Below are 16,711 nucleotides of genomic sequence, written 5' to 3' on the forward strand. Positions count from 1 at the left end.
AGCTTTTAGGAGCACACCATGTGTGGCATCGTCGGCGTCGTCTCTCACTCTCCCGTCAACCAGCTTCTGTATGACGCACTGCTGCTGCTGCAGCACCGCGGCCAGGATGCGGCGGGCATTGCGACCAATCACAGCAGCATGTTCTCGATGTTCAAGGCCAATGGCCTGGTCCGGGACGTGTTCCGCACCCGTAATATGCGTTCGCTCCAGGGCAATACCGGCATCGGCCACTGCCGCTACCCGACTGCCGGTTCGTCGAGCGAAGAAGAGGCGCAGCCGTTCTACGTCAATGCCCCGTTCGGCATCACCCTGGCCCACAACGGCAACCTGACCAACCAGGCCGTGCTGAAGGATGAGCTGTTCCGCAACGACCGCCGCCACATCAACACCGATTCCGACTCCGAAGTGCTGCTCAATGTGCTGGCCCACGAAATCCAGGAAGCAGCCGACGGCTATTCGCTCAATGCCGACGCCGTGTTCAAGGCGGTCGCCGCCGTGCACCGCCGCGTGCGTGGCGCCTACGCCGTCGTGTCGCAGATCGCCGGCCACGGCATGCTGGCCTTCCGCGACCCGTTCGGCATCCGTCCGCTGTGCCTGGGCATCAACGAGACCGAGCAGGGCAATGAATACCTGGTGGCCAGCGAATCGGTCGCCCTCGAAGGCCTGGGCTTTCGCTTCGTGCGCGATATCGCGCCGGGCGAGGCGGTCTTCATCGATGAAAACAACCAGCTGCACGAGCGCCAGTGCGCCGAGAACCCGTCGCTCAATCCGTGCGCCTTCGAATTCGTCTACCTGGCCCGTCCCGATTCCGTGATCGACGGCGCCTCGGTCTACGCCACCCGCCTGCGCATGGGCGAGTACCTGGCGGACAAGGTCAGCAAGGAAATCCCGGTCGACGAGATCGACGTCGTGATGCCGATCCCCGACTCTTCGCGCCCGGCCGCGATCCAGCTGGCACTGAAACTGGGCGTCGAATACCGCGAAGGCTTCATCAAGAACCGCTACATCGGCCGTACCTTCATCATGCCCGGCCAGGGCATGCGCAAGAAATCGGTGCGCCAGAAGCTGAACGCGATCAGCTCCGAGTTCAAGGACAAGAACGTGCTGCTGGTCGACGATTCGATCGTGCGCGGCACCACCAGCCGCGAGATCGTGCAGATGGCGCGCGAGGCCGGCGCGCGCAAGGTGTTCTTCGCCTCGGCCGCGCCGCCGGTGCTGTACCCGAACGTGTACGGCATCGACATGCCGACCCGCGACGAACTGATCGCCCACGGCCGCACGACCGAGGAAGTGTGCCGCGAGATCACCGCCGACCGCGTGGTGTACCAGGACGTCGACGCGCTCAAGCGCGCGATCTCGGACGTCAATCCCGAGCTGAAGAACTTCGAGGCCTCGTGCTTCGATGGCGTGTACGTCACCGGCGACGTGACCCCGGAATACCTGGATCGCCAGGAATCGGCACGCCACAACCCGTCGGGCAAGGACGTCGAGGACAAGGTGCGCACCCAGCTCAACCTGAACCCGCCGGTGGCCGCCGAGTAAGCCATGTCGGATAAAAAGAGCTACGGCTTCACCACCACCATCCTGCACAACGATCGCCGCAAGACGATCGAGCAGGGTTCGCTGCACAAGCCGGTGCATACCTCGGTCGCCTTCGGTTACGCCGACGCACGCCAGCTGGCGTCGGTATTCCAGGGCAAGGAACCGGGCTTTCGCTACGGCCGCCAGGGCAATCCGACGGTGTCGGCGCTGGAAGACAAGATCAGCAAGATGGAAGACGGCGTCGCCACCCTGTGCTTCGGCACCGGCATGGCGGCGATCGGCGCGCTGTTCCAGGCGCTCTTGAGGGCCGGCGACCAGATCGTCTCGTCGAGCTTCCTGTTCGGGAACACCAACAGCCTGTGGCAGACAGTAGCGGTCCAGGGCGTCGACGTCGCCTTTGTCGACGCCACCGACGTGGCCCAGGTCGAGGCCGCCATCACCGACAGCACGCGCATGGTATTCGTCGAGACCATCGCCAATCCGCGCACGCAAGTGGCAGACCTGGCGCGCATCGGCGAGCTGTGCCGCGCGCGCGGCATCCTGTACGTGGTCGACAACACGATGACCACGCCCTGGCTGTTCCGTCCCAGGGATGTGCATGCCGGCCTGGTGGTCAATTCGCTGACCAAGTCGATCGGCGGCCACGGCATTGCGCTGGGCGGCGCGCTGACCGATACCGGCCGGTTCGATTGGTCTGCTTATCCGAACATCGCCCAGAACTTCCGCAAGCAGGCGAGCGCCGCGCAAGGCATGGCCCAGTTGCGGGCCAAGGCGCTGCGCGACTTCGGCGCCGCGCTGGGGCCGGAAGCGGCGCACCACATCGCGGTCGGCGCCGAGACGCTGGCGCTGCGCATGGAGCGTACCTGCGCCAATGCGCTGGCCCTGGCGACGATGCTGGAAGCCGACGATCGCGTGTCGGCCGTGCATTACCCGGGCCTGGCTTCGCATCCGCAGAACGGCATCGTCAAGGACCTGTTCCGCTCGGGCGGCTCGCTGCTGAGCTTCGAGTTGAGGGAAGACATCGACCCGTTCGATTACCTGAACCGCCTGAAGTTGGCGATCCCGGCTTCGAATCTCGGCGACAACCGCACGCTCGTGATCCCGGTCGCGCACACGATCTTCTTCGAGATGGGCGCCGAGCGGCGCGCCAGCATGGGTATCGCGGAAGGCCTGATCCGGGTGTCGGTCGGCATCGAGGATACCGACGACCTGGTCGGCGACTTCCGCCAGGCGCTGGATGTGTAAGGTAGCGTAAAATCGTTCGACGGGGCCGGTGCAATGCCGGCCTTGTCATATTTGCGGTTGAGCCCAGCCGTAAAACACGGCTATCATGGACTTTTACCAGCCAGCCTTGCCAAGTGCCCATGAAACGATTCCTGTCCTGCCTCTCCCTCTCGCTTGCCGTTGCGGCCAGCGGCGCCGCCTTTGCCGGCGAACTCGAGGATGCCAACGCCCTGTTCGAGAAAAAAGACTACGCGGGTGCGCTCAAGATCTATACCAAGCTGGCCAATGCCGGCAATCCGCATGCCCAGCAGCAACTGGGCCAGATGTACTGGTATGGCGAGGCCGGCGCGGTCGACGAAGCCAAGGCGAAAGGATTGTTCGAGCAGGCAGCCGCCAAGGGCAACAAGGTGGCCGCCGACTCGCTCGTGATCATGCAGCAGCGCGTGGAGCGCCGCGCCGAGATCGATTACTGGATCAAGGGCTACGACGGCGCCGACCTGCAGTCGGGCGAATACCGCTGCCCGTCGCCGCGCATTCCCGCGGTGTCGAAGCTGAACGACGAGATCGAACGCGTGAACAAGCTGGTGACCAACTGGCAGGATTGCTACAACAAGATGGTGACCAACCTGAACGCGCAGTCGCCGCTGACTAAGCGCATCCCGCCCGATATCGCCAAGCTTATGAACAAGCAGGAAACGGAAGCCTCGACTGCCTATCTGGAGCAGGTGCGGCAGAATATCGCCGAAGGCGCGAAAGTCAATTCGAAGATGATATTGGCCGATTTCGCCGCATGGCGCAGCGCGACCGAAGCCTTCGTGGACCAGCATAATTCGGTGGTCAACAAGGCGAAGAACTAGCTAGGGCAGGGAAACGCCGGCTCGCGAGCCGGCGCAATGAAGCAGATACTTAGTTCCAGCTACGCATCAGGCCAACCGCCAGGCCCTCGAGCGCGAATTCTTCGTCGGGCGTGACCTGGATGACCTTGAAGTCCGGGTTCTCGGGCAGCAGCTCGACCAGGTCGCCGGTCTTGCGGTAGCGCTTGACGGTGACTTCTTCGCCCAGGCGGGCGACGACGATCTGGCCGTTCTTGGCGCTGTCGATCTTCTTGACCGCCAAGAAGTCGCCATCCATGATCCCGGCGTCGCGCATCGACCAGCCTTTTACCTTGAGCAAAAAGTCGGGCCGGGCCGCGAACATCGCGGTGTCGACGTTATAGGTCGCCTCGACGTGTTCCTGGGCCAAGATTGGATTGCCGGCGGCGACGCGGCCGACCAGCGGCAGCGACATCAGCGATGGCGGCGGCATCGGGGTCTGCTCGACGCTGGCGCCGACCAGGCGGATGCCGCGCGAGGTGCCCGGCGAGATCTCGATCGCGCCCTTGCGCGCCAGCGCTTGCAGGTGTTCTTCGGCCGCATTGGCCGAGCGAAAGCCCAGTTCGGCCGCGATTTCAGCCCGGGTCGGAGGAAAACCCGTGTTCTCGATCGCTTCCTTGATCAGGTTAAGGATCTGTTCTTGCCGTGCAGTGAGCTTGAGCATAAATATCTTACGGAAACGGGTTGTATAGGTAGACTGTATTTTTGTACAGTATTCTGCTATACGCAAGGGATAAACACGAAAAAGCGTAAAAAAACCCGCATAGCACGCAAAACGCGCTGTTTGCAAGTGTAATTGTCGAGTGAGCCCGCGATGCAAGCGCGGGTCTTGACAGCCAGGTTCCCATTTCGTCCATTTCACGCTATACTAGCTGGCTGTTCCCTTCCCACACTCGTCTTGACGCCGAGGTGGGCATTTTTGTAAAACGTCCTCAAGGAGTAATGCATGCGTCATTATGAAATCGTTTTTATCGTCCATCCGGACCAGAGCGAGCAAGTCCCGGCGATGATCGAACGTTACAAGACCACGGTGACCAGCCGCGGCGGTAACATTCATCGCGTCGAAGACTGGGGCCGCCGCCAGATGGCTTACCAGATCCAGAAGCTGCCAAAAGCACACTACATCTGCCTGAACATCGAATGCGACAACGAGACCCTGGTCGAGCTGGAAACCGCATTCAAGTTCAATGATGCCGTCCTGCGTCATCTGACCGTCAAGATGAAGAAAGCAGAAACCGCACCGTCGCCGATGATGAAATCGGTGCAGCGCGAAGACGCAGCCAAGAGCCACCGCGCAGAAGCAGCCGCTCCTGCAGCAGCAGCTCCAGCCGCTGCCGCTGCCTGAGTTTTTCCCCAGGAATTCGTAGTAGCCGTAGCAGTAGAACCGGGTGAACCAGCTCCAGCTCGTGGCGACCATCGCCGAGCGTGATGTACTGCGCTACACCCCGGCCGGCGTGCCGATCGTTTCAGCCATCCTGATGCACAGTTCGCATCAGCGAGAGGCCGGGATCGATCGCCTGGTCGAGTTCGAAGTCCCCGCGTTCGCCGCGGGCGAGATTTCGGGCAGGTTCGGAAGCGCCGAACTCGGCGCCAGCTACCGCTTCGATGGATTCCTTGCACGGAAAAACCGCAACAGCAAAGCCCTGGTGTTTCACATCATTGATTTCAGTGCCGCCTAGTTCGGCAATTTAGATATACAGGAGCCTCACATGGCATTCGGTAAAAAGTTCGACAAAAACAAAGCTAAAGAAAAACTCAAGCGTAAGCAGCAGAACCCGCTGTTCAAGCGCAAGAAGTTCTGCCGCTTCACCGCCGCTGGCGTTGAGCAAGTGGATTACAAAGACGTTGATACCCTGAAGGACTTCGTCCAGGAAAACGGCAAGATCATGCCAGCACGTCTGACCGGCACCAAGGCGCACTACCAGCGTCAGGTCGACACCGCCATCAAGCGCGCCCGCTACCTGGCGCTGCTGCCGTACACCGACCTGCACCACGGTTAATCGGTTACGTCAGCTATCCTGGAGATAAAACATGCAAATCATTCTGTTGGAAAAAGTCATCAACGTCGGCAACCTGGGCGACGTCGTCAAAGTCAAGGACGGTTACGCACGTAACTTCCTGATCCCACAAAAGATGGCCCGCCGCGCTACCGCCGGCGCCGTCGCCGAGTTCGAAGCCAAGCGCGCCGAACTGGAAAAAGCAGCTGCCGAGAAACTGGCAGCAGCCCAAGCCCAAGGCGACAAGCTGAGCGGCCTGACCGTCACCATCGGCCAGAAGGCCGGCGTCGACGGCCGCCTGTTCGGTTCGGTCACCAACGCGGACATCGCTGAAGCGCTGACCAAGCAGGGCTTCCCAGTCGAGAAGGCTGCTGTTCGCCTGCCGACCGGCCCGCTGAAAACCACCGGCGAGTTCCCGGTTGCAGTCGCCCTGCACACCGACGTGGTGTCGGAAATCACCATCGCTGTCGTGGGCGAAGCTGCCTAAGCGAATGCTGAACTGAAGTAAAAGCTGTACACAAAAAAGCCGGGTTCTCCCGGCTTTTTTGCTTTTGAAACTCACCAATTATGACAGCCGTGTGACAGGAGAAGGTATAATGCCGCCCATGAACGCAGCACCCTCAGACCCGCAGATCGAAGCCCTGCGCATCCCCCCGCACTCCATCGAAGCAGAACAGTCCGTCATCGGTGGCCTGCTGCGCGACAATGCCGCCTGGGACCGCATTGCCGACTTCATGCATGCGGAAGACTTCTACCGTTACGATCACCGCATCATCTTCGAACAGATGGTCCGCCTGATCAATGCCGGCAAGCCGGCCGACGTGATCACGGTCTATGAAGCCTGCAACCAGCTCGGCAAGGCCGACGACGTGGGTGGCCTGCAATACCTGAACGCGATGGCGCAGAACACGCCGTCGGCCGCCAATATCCGCCGCTACGCCGAGATCGTGCGCGACCGCGGCATCCTGCGCCAGCTGATCACCGTTGCCGACGAAATCTCGGGCAATGCTTTCAATCCGCAAGGCAAGGAAGTCAAACAGATGCTGGACGAGGCGGAGTCGCAGATCTTCGCCATCGCCGAGCAGGGCGCCCGTGGCGCCCAGGGCTGGCTGGCGGTGCAGCCGCTGCTGACGCAAGTGGTCGAGCGCATCGACGAACTGTACTCGCGCGAAAACCAGGGCGAGATCACCGGTGTACCGACCGGCTTCATCGACCTCGACCGCATGACCTCCGGCCTGCAGCCGGGCGACCTGGTGATCGTCGCCGGCCGTCCGTCGATGGGCAAGACCGCGTTCTCGGTCAATATCGGCGAAAACGTCGCGATCGAGGCCGGCTTGCCGGTCGCCGTGTTCTCGATGGAGATGGGCGGCACCCAGCTGGCCATGCGTATGCTCGGCTCGGTCGGCCAGCTCGACCAGCACCGCCTGCGTACCGGCCGCCTGAACGACGAGGACTGGCCGCGCCTGACGCACGCCATCCAGAAGATGAACGACGCCCAGCTGTATATCGACGAGACGCCGGCATTGAACCCGATCGAGATGCGCGCACGGGCACGACGCCTGGCGCGCCAGTGCGGCAAGCTCGGGCTCATCATCGTCGACTACCTGCAGCTGATGCAGGGTTCCAAGCCGGGCGACAACCGCGCCTCTGAAATCTCGGAGATCTCGCGTTCGCTGAAAGGTTTGGCGAAAGAGCTGCAGTGCCCCGTGATCGCGCTGTCGCAGCTGAACCGCTCGCTGGAACAACGCCCCAATAAACGTCCCGTGATGTCCGACTTGCGCGAATCCGGCGCTATCGAACAGGATGCCGACGTGATCATCTTCCTGTATCGCGACGAAGTCTATAACCCGGATTCGCCCGACAAGGGCACTGCCGAGATCATTATCGGCAAGCAGCGTAACGGTCCGATTGGGGCGATTCGTCTCACCTGGATCGGCCAATACACCAAGTTTGGCAACTACAGCGGTAACCTCGCCGTCTATCAGGGCGACTAAAAATATAAATCGCCGATATCACATGCTGCTGTCCTGAAGGACAGCAGCATGTCCCCCGAGAGAACTCCACGGAGAAAAACAATGTTTGGACGCTTCCTGCCCAAAGAGGGCAATTTCTTTGAATTGTTCAACCAGCACGCCGCCTTGTGCGTGAAGGGTGCGCACGAGATGGTTGGCCTGATGACCAATTTCGATGACCTGGAAAACCGCACTCACGCGGTCGAAAGCATCGAGAAACAGGCCGACAAGATCACCTACACCACGGTCGACCTGCTGCACAAGACCTTCATCACCCCACTCGACCGCGACGACATCCACAAGCTGATCACCCGCATGGACGATATCCTCGACATGATGGAAGACGCGGCCCAGACTGTTTCGCTGTACGACCTGCAGGCAGTCACGCCAGAGGCGAAACGCCTGGCCGAGCTGTGCCTGTCGTGCTGCCTGAAGGTGCAAGAAGCCGTCTCGATGCTGCACGATATGGACAATGCGCCGAAGATCGTCGCCATCTGCGAAGAGATCGACCGTTTCGAATCCGACGCCGACCACGTGATGCGCGCCGCCATGTCCAAGCTGTTCCGCGACGAACCGGACGTGCGCAACCTGATCAAGATGAAGGCGATCTACGAGATCCTGGAAACCGTGACCGACCGCTGCGAAGACGTGGCCAACATCATCGAAGGCATCATCGTCGAGAACGCGTAAGCGTCTCCGATCGTTCACGATTATGGAATCTCTACATATCAGCATCTACGTGCTGGGCATGCTGGTCGCGCTGGCCCTGGTGTTCGACTTCATGAACGGCTTCCACGACTCGGCGAACTCGATCGCCACCGTCGTGTCGACCGGCGTCCTGAAACCGCAGCACGCCGTCGCGATGGCCGCCTTCTTCAACTTCATCGCGATCTTCGTGGTCAATATGAAGGTGGCGCAGACCATCGGCAAGGGCACCATCGACCCGCACATCGTCGACCATTACGTCATCTTCGGCGCCCTGGTCGGGGCCATCTCGTGGAACCTGATCACCTGGTACTACGGCATCCCGTCCTCGTCCTCGCACGCCCTGATCGGCGGCCTGGTGGGGGCCGCGGTGGCCAAGGCTGGCACCGGCTCGCTGGTCTCGGGCGGCCTGCTCAAGACCGTCGCCTTCATCGTGGTGGCGCCGCTCCTGGGCTTCGTGCTCGGTTCGGTCATCATGCTGATCGTGGCCTGGGTGTTCGTGAAAGCCACGCCGCGCAAGGTCGACGGCCTGTTCCGCAAGCTGCAACTGGTCTCGGCCGCCGCCTACTCGCTGGGCCACGGCGGCAACGACGCGCAAAAGACGATGGGTATCATCTGGATGCTGCTGATCGCGGCCGGCTACGTCAGCGCCAACGACGCGCATCCACCGGCCTGGGTCATCATCTCGTGCTATGCCGCCATCGCCTTCGGCACCCTGTTCGGCGGCTGGCGCATCGTCAAGACCATGGGCCAGAAGATCACCAAGCTCAAGCCGGTGGGCGGCTTCTGCGCCGAGACCGGCGGCGCCATGACCTTGCTGATGTCGAGCGCCTTCGGCATCCCGGTGTCGACCACCCATACCATCACCGGCGCGATCGTCGGCGTGGGCTCCGCGCAGAAGGCTTCGGCCGTGCGCTGGGGCGTGGCCGGCAATATCGTGTGGGCCTGGATCTTCACCATTCCGGCATCGGCGTTCATCGCCGCGGTGGCGTGGTGGGTCGGTACCCACATCATGTGATCCGGTTGGTCGGGCACGAAAAAGCGGAGCCGGCATGGCTCCGTTTTTTTTTGCCTAGGCCAGTTGGACTTCCAAGCCCTCGTATGCCAGGACGACCCGCAAGCCATCCAGGCGACCGGCATGGCGCGCCATCGCCTCGGCAAACACGGCTTCGAGTTCGTCGTCGCCGCGCGTCGGTTCGTGGTGGGTGCAGTACAGCGCGCGCGCGCCGACCCGCAGCGCCATCTCGAGCGCGCCGTCGAAGGTGCCGTGCCCCCAGCCCCGCTTGGACGGGTATTCGTCGCGCGTGTAGGAGCAGTCGACGATCAGGGCGTCCACGCCGCGCATGACGGCGTCCATGCGGCGCTCGCGCTCGCGCAGGTGTTCTTCGCAGGCGGCGTGCTCGCGGCTGTCGGCCGGATGCGGGTTGGGCCAGGGTTCGTGGTCGCCGGTGAAGAACAGCGACTTGCCATGGCAGTCGATGCGGTAGCCGAGGTTGAGCACCGGGTGGTTCATCACGACGTTCGACACCACGGCGTCGGCTACCTCAACCGGCGTGTCGATCTCGAGCGTGCGGTAGTCGATGGTGGCGCTCATCTGCGTTTCGCTGACCGGGAAGTAGCTGTTCTGCAACTGCACGCCCATCACGTGTTCGATGCCGTGGCCCGTCACTTCGTCGTGGGCGCCGTGCAGGCGCACCCGGTTGCCCTTGACGAACAGCGGCGTGAAGAAGGGCAGGCCATGGATGTGGTCCCAGTGGCTGTGGGTGATGAAGATGTTCGCCTCCACCGGGCCGCCCTTGACGAGATGCTGGGCCAGCGGGAACAGGCCGGTGCCGCCGTCCAGGACCAGGAGGGCGCCGGCATCGGTGCGCACCTCGATGCAGGTGGTGTTGCCGCCGTAGCGCGCGGTGCGCGGGCCGGGCGACGGGATCGATCCACGCACTCCCCAGAAGCGGAATTTCATTGCAGCTCTCCCGTCACGATCGTGTCATTATTATTTTAGTCAGCTTCGATCATAGCGGTTTGTATCCTTCCGGCATAGGTATCAATTAAAGCCCTGCATTTTGTCTTGCCTCAATCGATCAGGCGTCCGCCGCCTCGCGCATCCGCGCCAGCAGCAGCTCGCGTTCGGCGGCATTGGCGGTGAGCGCCGCCGCGCGCTCGAACTCGGCGCGGGCTTCCGACCTGCGGCCAAGCTTGGACAGCAGGTCGCCGCGCACGCTCGGCAGCCAGTGATAGCCGTCCAGCCGGCCGTCCTGCTGCAGGCGGTCGGCCAGCGCCAGCCCGGCCGCGGGGCCGTCGGCCATGCCGACCGCCACCGCGCGGTTGAGTTCGACCACCGGCGAGGGCTGGACCCCGGCCAGTTCGCCGTACAGGTCGGCGATACGGCGCCAGTCGGTCAGCTCGGCCCGGTGCGCGCGCGCATGGCAGGCGGCGATCTCGGCCTGCAGCACATAGGGGCCACGCTGCGGGATGTCGTGCGCGCCGCTGCGCGCGGCGCGCCCGAGGGCGGCCAGGCCGCGCTTGATCAGCACGCGGTCCCAGCGCGCGCGGTCCTGCTCGAGCAGCAGCACCGGCCGCCGGCGCGTATCCAGGCGCGCCGCCATGCGCGAGGCCTGCAATTCCATCAGCGCCACCAGGCCGTGCACCTCGGGTTCGTTCGGCGCCAGTTCGGCCAGGATCCGGCCCAGGCGCAACGCCTCGTCGACCAGGGCAGGGCGCATCCAGTCGTCACCGGAGGTGGCGGCATAGCCCTCGTTGAAGATCAGGTAGACCGCTTCGAGCACCGCGCCCAGGCGTTCGCCCAGTTCGGCGGGCGCAGGCAGCTCGAACGGTACCTTGGCATCGCCCAGTGTGCGCTTGGCGCGCACGATGCGCTGGGCCATGGTGGATTCGGGCACCAGGAAGGCGCGGGCGATCTCGCCGGTGGCCAGGCCGCCCAGCAGCTTGAGCGTCAGCGCCAGGCGCGCGTCGAGCGACAGCACCGGGTGGCAGGCGGTGAACATCAGGCGCAGCAGGTCGTCCTGGACGACGTCGCGCTGCCTGGCATCGAGCTCGTCCACGAAGTCGGGCACGCTCAGTTCCTTTCCTCCCGCCTCCTGGGCCAGGAGGTCGCGGCCGATCTGTTCGAGTTTTTCGCGCAGGCTGCGGTCGCGCCGCAGCAGGTCGAAGGCGCCATTGCGCGCGGTCGTGAGCAGCCAGGCGCCGGGGCGGTCCGGGATGCCGCCCTCCGGCCAGCGTTCGAGCGCCGCCACCAGGGCATCCTGGGCCAGCTCCTCGGCCAGCCCAACGTCGCGCACGATGCGCGCCACGCTGCCGACGATGCGGCCGGATTCGATCCGCCACACCGCGGCAATGGTGTCCTCGCCCCTGGCCGTCATTGCCCTTCGCTCGGCGGCATGCTTTCCATATAGGCCAGTTCCCAGATATGGCCGTCAAGATCCTCGAACGCGTGCTGGTACATGAAGCCATGGTCCTGCGCCTCGCGCGGAATGCTGCCGCCGGCCGCTACCGCCCTGGCGACAGTGTCGTCGACCGCGGCGCGGCTGTCGCGAGACAGGCACAGCAGCACTTCGGTGCTGGTGCGGGCGTCGGCGATCTTCTTCGTGATGAAGGTCTGGAAGAAGGGCTCGGCCAGCAGCATCACATAGATGTGGTCCTCGCTGACGATCATGCAGGCGGCGTTGTCGTCGCTGAACTGGGGATTGAACGCAAAGCCGAGGGCGGCGAAGAAGCCGCGGCTGGCCGCGAGGTTTTTCACTGGCAAGTTGACGTAGATTTGCTGGTTGCTCATGAGTGATTCTCCTGTTTCAGGCTTGTTGTGCGCGCATGCGGTCGATGGTCTCGGAAGGGGCGAAGTCGTCCAGTTCGAACACCTGGCGCACTTCGATCTCGGCTTCCAGGCCGGGGCCCTGCGGGTTGGGGAAACGGCGCGTCCATTCGAGCGCCTCCTCGCGCGAACGGACCTGGATCAGGGTGTAGCCGGCGATCAGCTCCTTGGTCTCGGCAAACGGGCCATCGACCACGCGCCGCCCGCCGCCGTCAAAGCGGATGCGCCAGCCCTGGCTGCTCGGCTTGAGGCCATTGCCGTCGAGCAGGACGCCGGCGCGCGCCAGCTCTTGGTGGTAGTCGTTCATTTCGGCGAGCAGTGCCTCCGAGGGCATGGTCCCCGCTTCGGATGCGGCGCTGGCCTTGACGATGATCATGAATCGCATGGTGTTCTCCTGGGGTGAGTGGCCGGCGGTGGCTGGCCTTTCATGAACCACGACGAACGGCGATCACCGTTTTCGACAGCCTGGACAAAAATAATTGGGAATTATTTCTAGCGCATGAAGCAGGGCGCCAGCGCTCGCACCTCGACCGTGGCCCACTCGGCGGCCGGGCATTCGGCGGCCAGGGCGATCGCCTCGTCGCGCGAGTCGACATCGACCATGAAGAATCCGCCAACCATCTCCTTGGCCTCGGCGAACGGGCCGTCGACGATGCGCGCCTTGCCAGCGGGGACGGACACGCGGGTTGCGCTCTCGGTGGATGCCAGCGACTCGGCCGCCAGCAGCAGGCCGCGTTCCCTCAGGTCTTCGCCCCAGCGCAGCATGCGTTCGTAGGCGGCGCGCCCTTCGGCATCGCTGCGGGTGGCGCGCTGGCCGATCGGCTCGTGAATGAGCAGCATATGGGGCATCTCGGTCTCCTTGACTGTGGACGAACCCAATGATTCTACTCAGGAGTCGACGATATTGTCAGCAGATTGTGGCCCTGTGAACGAAGCCATGTGCATGTGTCATATCGAAGAGTTGGGTCTCGATGGGGATAATATTGCCATGAATGTTAATTGTAAAAACATGATTATTTCATGACGCGATTTAGCGCGATATAAACCGGTTACACCCTTGAGTCAATGTGTCATTTATAAAAAACAAATTAACCACTTGCAGAGAAAAGTTTGTTGCAAAAAAGAATACTTCAATTTAATCTGGCGGCCTCTCCAAACCGTCTTTTAATCCAGGTCAAACAGGACTACAGTGCAAGCCAACATATAGGTTGCCGTAGAGAAATGTTTGCGAATTGCCGGCCGAATGGCGACCAAGGCTGCAGATCATGCTTTTCAATTCCTTTACCTTTCTCTTCGTGTTCCTGCCGATTACGGTAATCGGCTACTTTACGCTTGCACGCAAGAGCCATGTATGGGCGGCGACGTGGCTGGCCGGGGCATCGCTGGTGTTTTACGGAGGTTGGAGCCTCGCCTACATCCCGCTGCTGCTGGGGTCGATCTTTTTCAATTACGGGATGGGCCAGCGCATTGCCGCTGCCAGCGGTCGTAGTCGCAAGCGCTGGCTGACATGCGCGATCGTGGCCGACCTGGGATTACTCGGCTACTTCAAGTATGCGGATTTTTTCATTGCAGGGATCAACTATTCCGCAGCGACGGAGTTGCCCGCGCTAAGCATCGTGCTGCCGATCGGCATATCGTTTTATACCTTCACCCAGATTGCGTACCTGGTCGACACCTACCAGGGCAAGGTGCATGAAGGACGTTTTATCCACTATCTGCTGTTTATTACCTATTTTCCGCATTTGATCGCCGGGCCGGTGTTGCACCATGCAGAGATGATGCCGCAATTCGATCGTGCGAGCAGCTATCGGTTTTCGCAGCGTAATGTAGCAGTCGGCTTGAGTATCTTTGCCATCGGCCTGGCCAAGAAAGTGCTGATTGCCGATAGCCTGGCACCCCATGCCGGTTTCCTGTTCGACCAGTCCGACCAGTTCTCCCTGCTGCTGGCCTGGGGCGGCGTGCTGGCATACGCCTTCCAGTTGTATTTCGACTTTTCCGGGTATTCGGACATGGCGATCGGTATCTCGCTGCTGTTCGGCATTCGCTTGCCGCTCAATTTCGACTCGCCCTACAAGGCCGTCAACATCATCGAGTTCTGGCGCCGTTGGCATATGACCTTGTCGCGTTTCCTGCGCGACTATCTGTATATCCCCTTGGGTGGCAACCGCAAGGGTCCGGTACGGCGCCATGTCAACCTGATGATCACCATGGTCCTGGGAGGCCTGTGGCATGGCGCCGGCCTGAATTTCGTTGTTTGGGGAGCATTGCACGGACTGTATCTGGTGCTGAATCACGGCTGGCATGCGCTGGCGGCCAGAATCCGTTTCCCCCGCTCGTCCCGTACCTGGAGGATTGCGAGCATTGCGCTGACATTCGTGGCCGTGTGCGTTGCCTGGGTCTTTTTCCGCGCCACCGAGTTCGACAAGGCTGCGCTCATCCTGGGCGGCATGGCCGGCCAATATGGGGTAAGCCTGCCGGCGTCGATTGGACTCCAGCTCGGCTCGCTCAAGCCGCTGCTCGAGCAGGCCGGCATCGAGTTCTACCTGGGCGGCGGCGCGCGCTTTATCGGCACCTGGGGCTGGGTGGTGCTTGCCGCGGCCATCGCCTTCCTGTGTCCGAACACACAGCAAATCATGCGCCACCACGAAGCGCGTCCGATGGATCCCGTCCATGGGCCTCTTGCGAGGTGGATGGCGTGGGCGCCTTCCCGACGCTGGGCAGCGTGCATCGGTGCGATCCTGATCGGTAGCTTGCTGTCGTTGAGCCGGCCAACCGAATTCCTTTATTTCCAGTTCTAGCAAACGCAATGAGTCGAGGACAGCAATCAATGGGCAATGCACTCGCCGGCGGCGGCGCATCGGACGTCGCCATCGATGGCAAGCACGCCTTCCCCCGATTCCTGGCATGGTGCGCCGGCATCGTGGCTGCCGGTGTCGGGTTGCTACTGGCGTTCAGCGTACTGGTCGACCCCTATCACCTGTTCGGTCTGATCGAGGTCGACGGCGTCAACCGCATCAAGCCGCAGCCGGAACGCTATCGGCAAGAGATCAAGCTGGCCCGGCTGCGTTCGATCCAGCCGGACATGGTTTTCTTCGGAAATTCGCGCACCGAAATCGGTTTCGATCCCGATAGCCCGACGATTGGGGCACGCGGTCATGCGGCCTACAATATGGGCCTGGCCGGCACCGGGATGGCGGTATCACAGCGCATGCTCGAGCAAGCCCGCGAGGGCGCGCCGCCGGCTGGCCTGGCGATCGTCGGCGTGGAGTTTCTCGACTTCCTCGTCAACGCCGCGGTACGCCCGCTGCGTGCGCCGGAAGTCGCCCATGGATTCCAGGCCGTGCCATGGCAATGGCGCGTCGATACGGTATTTTCGCTGAATGCCGTGGCCGACTCGATCAATACCTTGCGCATCCAGCGGGCCCCGGAAGCACAGGTCATGACGCAGCGCGGCTTCAACCCGCTACGCGAATACAATGGATTTGCGCGCAAGGAGGGTTATTACGCGATCTTCCAGCAACGGGCGCAGGAAAACGCCAAGAACCTGGTGGCCAGGCCCCGCAGCCTGCAGCTGGCCGGTGGCGCGGAGTCGGATAGCACGCTGCGTCTTCGTGCCATGCTGGACAGGATGGCCCAGGACGGCACCGACGTCCACCTGGTCATCTATCCCTATCACGCGCAGTTGCTGGCGATGTTCGATGAGGCCGGCCTCCACGACCTCATGCAAGAATGGAAACGGCTCCTGGTCCAGGAAACCGACCAGGCGCTTGCCCGTCATCCCGGGGCGCGCATCCGGGTATGGGACTTCAGCGGCTACGGGCCGTTCCAGTGCGAGCGCATTCCCGCTGCGGGCGACCGGCGCAGCACGACGCAGTGGTACTGGGAGAGCGGGCACTTCAAGGCCACGCTCGGCGAGCGGATGCTGGAGCGGATATTTGGCGGCGCGGACGATTTCGGGTTCGCGCTCGCGGCGGACTCGCTGGCACGAAACGCGGAGCGCGTCGCTGTCGAGCGAGCGCAGTGCGCCAACGTGTATCCCGAGCTGTTCGCCGGCGTCCGAACCCTGATCTCCAGGGCGGGCGGCGCCCGGCAATAAGCGGCGTTTTACATCCGGCTCAAGGGTTTGATCAGCGCCCGCACACCGAGCTGTACCGCAAGCGCGCAGGCGGTGGCGACGACGAACGGCCAGCCCGGCGCACGCCCCGGCAGCAGCAGCGCCAGCACCAGGCAGAACACGGCGAAGGCATAGTAGCCGCCGACCATGCCGCGCAGAAGGGCGACCGCGAAGCCGGGGCCGGAGGCGCGGTGCGAAAAGCCCACCAGCACCGTACTCATTACCGGGAACATGGCGAACATGCCGCTCAGCTTCGGTCCCAGCCCGCCCGCGGCCTGGGTCACGGCGACGGTGAGCAGGGCGCCGGCCAGCATGCGCCACGGCAGGTCGCGCGCCGGCCTGGCGCCGGCGACGGCCGGCGCGGGGATGTGCCCGACCAGGCGTGGCGCCGCCAGCAGGGAGACCAGCACGGCGCC

18 protein-coding genes and 1 pseudogene are annotated in these 16,711 nt (G+C 62.9%); 12 read left to right on the forward strand and 7 right to left on the reverse strand.

Annotated elements, in window-relative coordinates; genetic code table 11:
* The first annotated feature begins 18 nt into the window (after positions 1-18).
* From purF to E8M83_RS10450, 3 genes are all read left to right on the forward strand, one after another.
* Positions 19-1,542 carry an amidophosphoribosyltransferase gene (gene purF / locus E8M83_RS10440; RefSeq protein ID WP_137173303.1) on the forward strand — a complete coding sequence of 508 codons (1,524 nt, stop codon included), beginning with the start codon at positions 19-21 and terminating at the stop codon, positions 1,540-1,542.
* A gap of 3 nt (positions 1,543-1,545) precedes the next feature.
* Positions 1,546-2,787 (forward strand): cystathionine gamma-synthase family protein, encoded by a 1,242-nt coding sequence (locus tag E8M83_RS10445; RefSeq protein WP_137173304.1) that lies wholly within the window; start codon positions 1,546-1,548, stop codon positions 2,785-2,787.
* A gap of 119 nt (positions 2,788-2,906) precedes the next feature.
* Positions 2,907-3,623 (forward strand): tetratricopeptide repeat protein, encoded by a 717-nt coding sequence (locus E8M83_RS10450; RefSeq protein WP_137173305.1) that lies wholly within the window; start codon positions 2,907-2,909, stop codon positions 3,621-3,623.
* A gap of 49 nt (positions 3,624-3,672) precedes the next feature.
* On the opposite strand, the gene lexA is transcribed toward E8M83_RS10450, so the two are convergent.
* Positions 3,673-4,302, reverse strand: coding sequence for a transcriptional repressor LexA (lexA, locus tag E8M83_RS10455; protein ID WP_137173306.1), 630 nt, complete (start codon positions 4,300-4,302; stop codon positions 3,673-3,675).
* A 282-nt stretch (positions 4,303-4,584) separates the two neighbouring features.
* Between lexA and rpsF the strand changes: the two genes are divergently transcribed.
* From rpsF to E8M83_RS10490, 7 genes are all read left to right on the forward strand, one after another.
* Complete coding sequence (gene rpsF / locus E8M83_RS10460; protein ID WP_123070735.1) at positions 4,585-4,983, forward strand: 30S ribosomal protein S6; 399 nt, start codon at positions 4,585-4,587, stop codon at positions 4,981-4,983.
* A gap of 43 nt (positions 4,984-5,026) precedes the next feature.
* On the forward strand, positions 5,027-5,317 hold the full coding sequence (priB, locus tag E8M83_RS10465) for a primosomal replication protein N (RefSeq protein ID WP_137173307.1): 291 nt from the start codon (positions 5,027-5,029) through the stop codon (positions 5,315-5,317).
* Positions 5,318-5,347: 30 nt separating this feature from the next.
* On the forward strand, positions 5,348-5,638 hold the full coding sequence (gene rpsR / locus E8M83_RS10470; protein WP_005666071.1) for a 30S ribosomal protein S18: 291 nt from the start codon (positions 5,348-5,350) through the stop codon (positions 5,636-5,638).
* A gap of 31 nt (positions 5,639-5,669) precedes the next feature.
* A complete protein-coding gene (gene rplI, locus E8M83_RS10475; RefSeq protein ID WP_109346893.1) occupies positions 5,670-6,122 on the forward strand; it encodes a 50S ribosomal protein L9 in 453 nt (150 codons plus the stop codon).
* 109 nt (positions 6,123-6,231) lie between these two features.
* On the forward strand, positions 6,232-7,629 hold the full coding sequence (locus E8M83_RS10480) for a replicative DNA helicase (protein ID WP_373995045.1): 1,398 nt from the start codon (positions 6,232-6,234) through the stop codon (positions 7,627-7,629).
* A gap of 81 nt (positions 7,630-7,710) precedes the next feature.
* Positions 7,711-8,337: a DUF47 domain-containing protein gene (locus E8M83_RS10485; RefSeq protein WP_137173309.1), complete on the forward strand. Its 627-nt coding sequence runs from the start codon at positions 7,711-7,713 to the stop codon at positions 8,335-8,337.
* A gap of 22 nt (positions 8,338-8,359) precedes the next feature.
* On the forward strand, positions 8,360-9,370 hold the full coding sequence (locus tag E8M83_RS10490; protein WP_137173310.1) for an inorganic phosphate transporter: 1,011 nt from the start codon (positions 8,360-8,362) through the stop codon (positions 9,368-9,370).
* A 54-nt stretch (positions 9,371-9,424) separates the two neighbouring features.
* Here E8M83_RS10490 and E8M83_RS10495 read toward each other — a convergent pair whose 3' ends face one another.
* From E8M83_RS10495 to E8M83_RS10515, 5 genes are all read right to left on the reverse strand, one after another.
* Positions 9,425-10,315 (reverse strand): MBL fold metallo-hydrolase, encoded by an 891-nt coding sequence (locus E8M83_RS10495; protein ID WP_137173311.1) that lies wholly within the window; start codon positions 10,313-10,315, stop codon positions 9,425-9,427.
* A gap of 118 nt (positions 10,316-10,433) precedes the next feature.
* The gene (locus E8M83_RS10500) at positions 10,434-11,732 is read right to left on the reverse strand and encodes an RNA polymerase sigma factor (protein ID WP_137173312.1); all 1,299 of its coding nucleotides are present in this window, start codon (positions 11,730-11,732) and stop codon (positions 10,434-10,436) included.
* Positions 11,729-12,145 carry a VOC family protein gene (locus E8M83_RS10505; RefSeq protein ID WP_137173313.1) on the reverse strand — a complete coding sequence of 139 codons (417 nt, stop codon included), beginning with the start codon at positions 12,143-12,145 and terminating at the stop codon, positions 11,729-11,731. The genes E8M83_RS10500 and E8M83_RS10505 overlap by 4 nt, the downstream gene beginning before the upstream one ends.
* Before the next feature lie 16 nt (positions 12,146-12,161).
* Entirely contained in the window at positions 12,162-12,566 is a 405-nt protein-coding gene (locus tag E8M83_RS10510) for a YciI family protein (protein ID WP_137173314.1), read from the reverse strand.
* 107 nt (positions 12,567-12,673) lie between these two features.
* Entirely contained in the window at positions 12,674-13,030 is a 357-nt protein-coding gene (locus tag E8M83_RS10515; RefSeq protein ID WP_137173315.1) for a YciI family protein, read from the reverse strand.
* Positions 13,031-13,446: 416 nt separating this feature from the next.
* Between E8M83_RS10515 and E8M83_RS10520 the strand changes: the two genes are divergently transcribed.
* On the forward strand, positions 13,447-14,979 hold the full coding sequence (locus E8M83_RS10520; RefSeq protein WP_137173316.1) for an MBOAT family protein: 1,533 nt from the start codon (positions 13,447-13,449) through the stop codon (positions 14,977-14,979).
* A gap of 29 nt (positions 14,980-15,008) precedes the next feature.
* On the forward strand, positions 15,009-16,277 hold the full coding sequence (locus tag E8M83_RS10525; protein ID WP_137173317.1) for a hypothetical protein: 1,269 nt from the start codon (positions 15,009-15,011) through the stop codon (positions 16,275-16,277).
* An 8-nt stretch (positions 16,278-16,285) separates the two neighbouring features.
* Here E8M83_RS10525 and E8M83_RS25920 read toward each other — a convergent pair.
* Positions 16,286-16,711 (reverse strand): annotated as a pseudogene (locus E8M83_RS25920) (hypothetical protein); the annotation flags it as partial.

Source organism: Massilia sp. HP4 (genome assembly GCF_005222695.1).
In the GTDB taxonomy this organism is placed as follows: domain Bacteria; phylum Pseudomonadota; class Gammaproteobacteria; order Burkholderiales; family Burkholderiaceae_D; genus Telluria.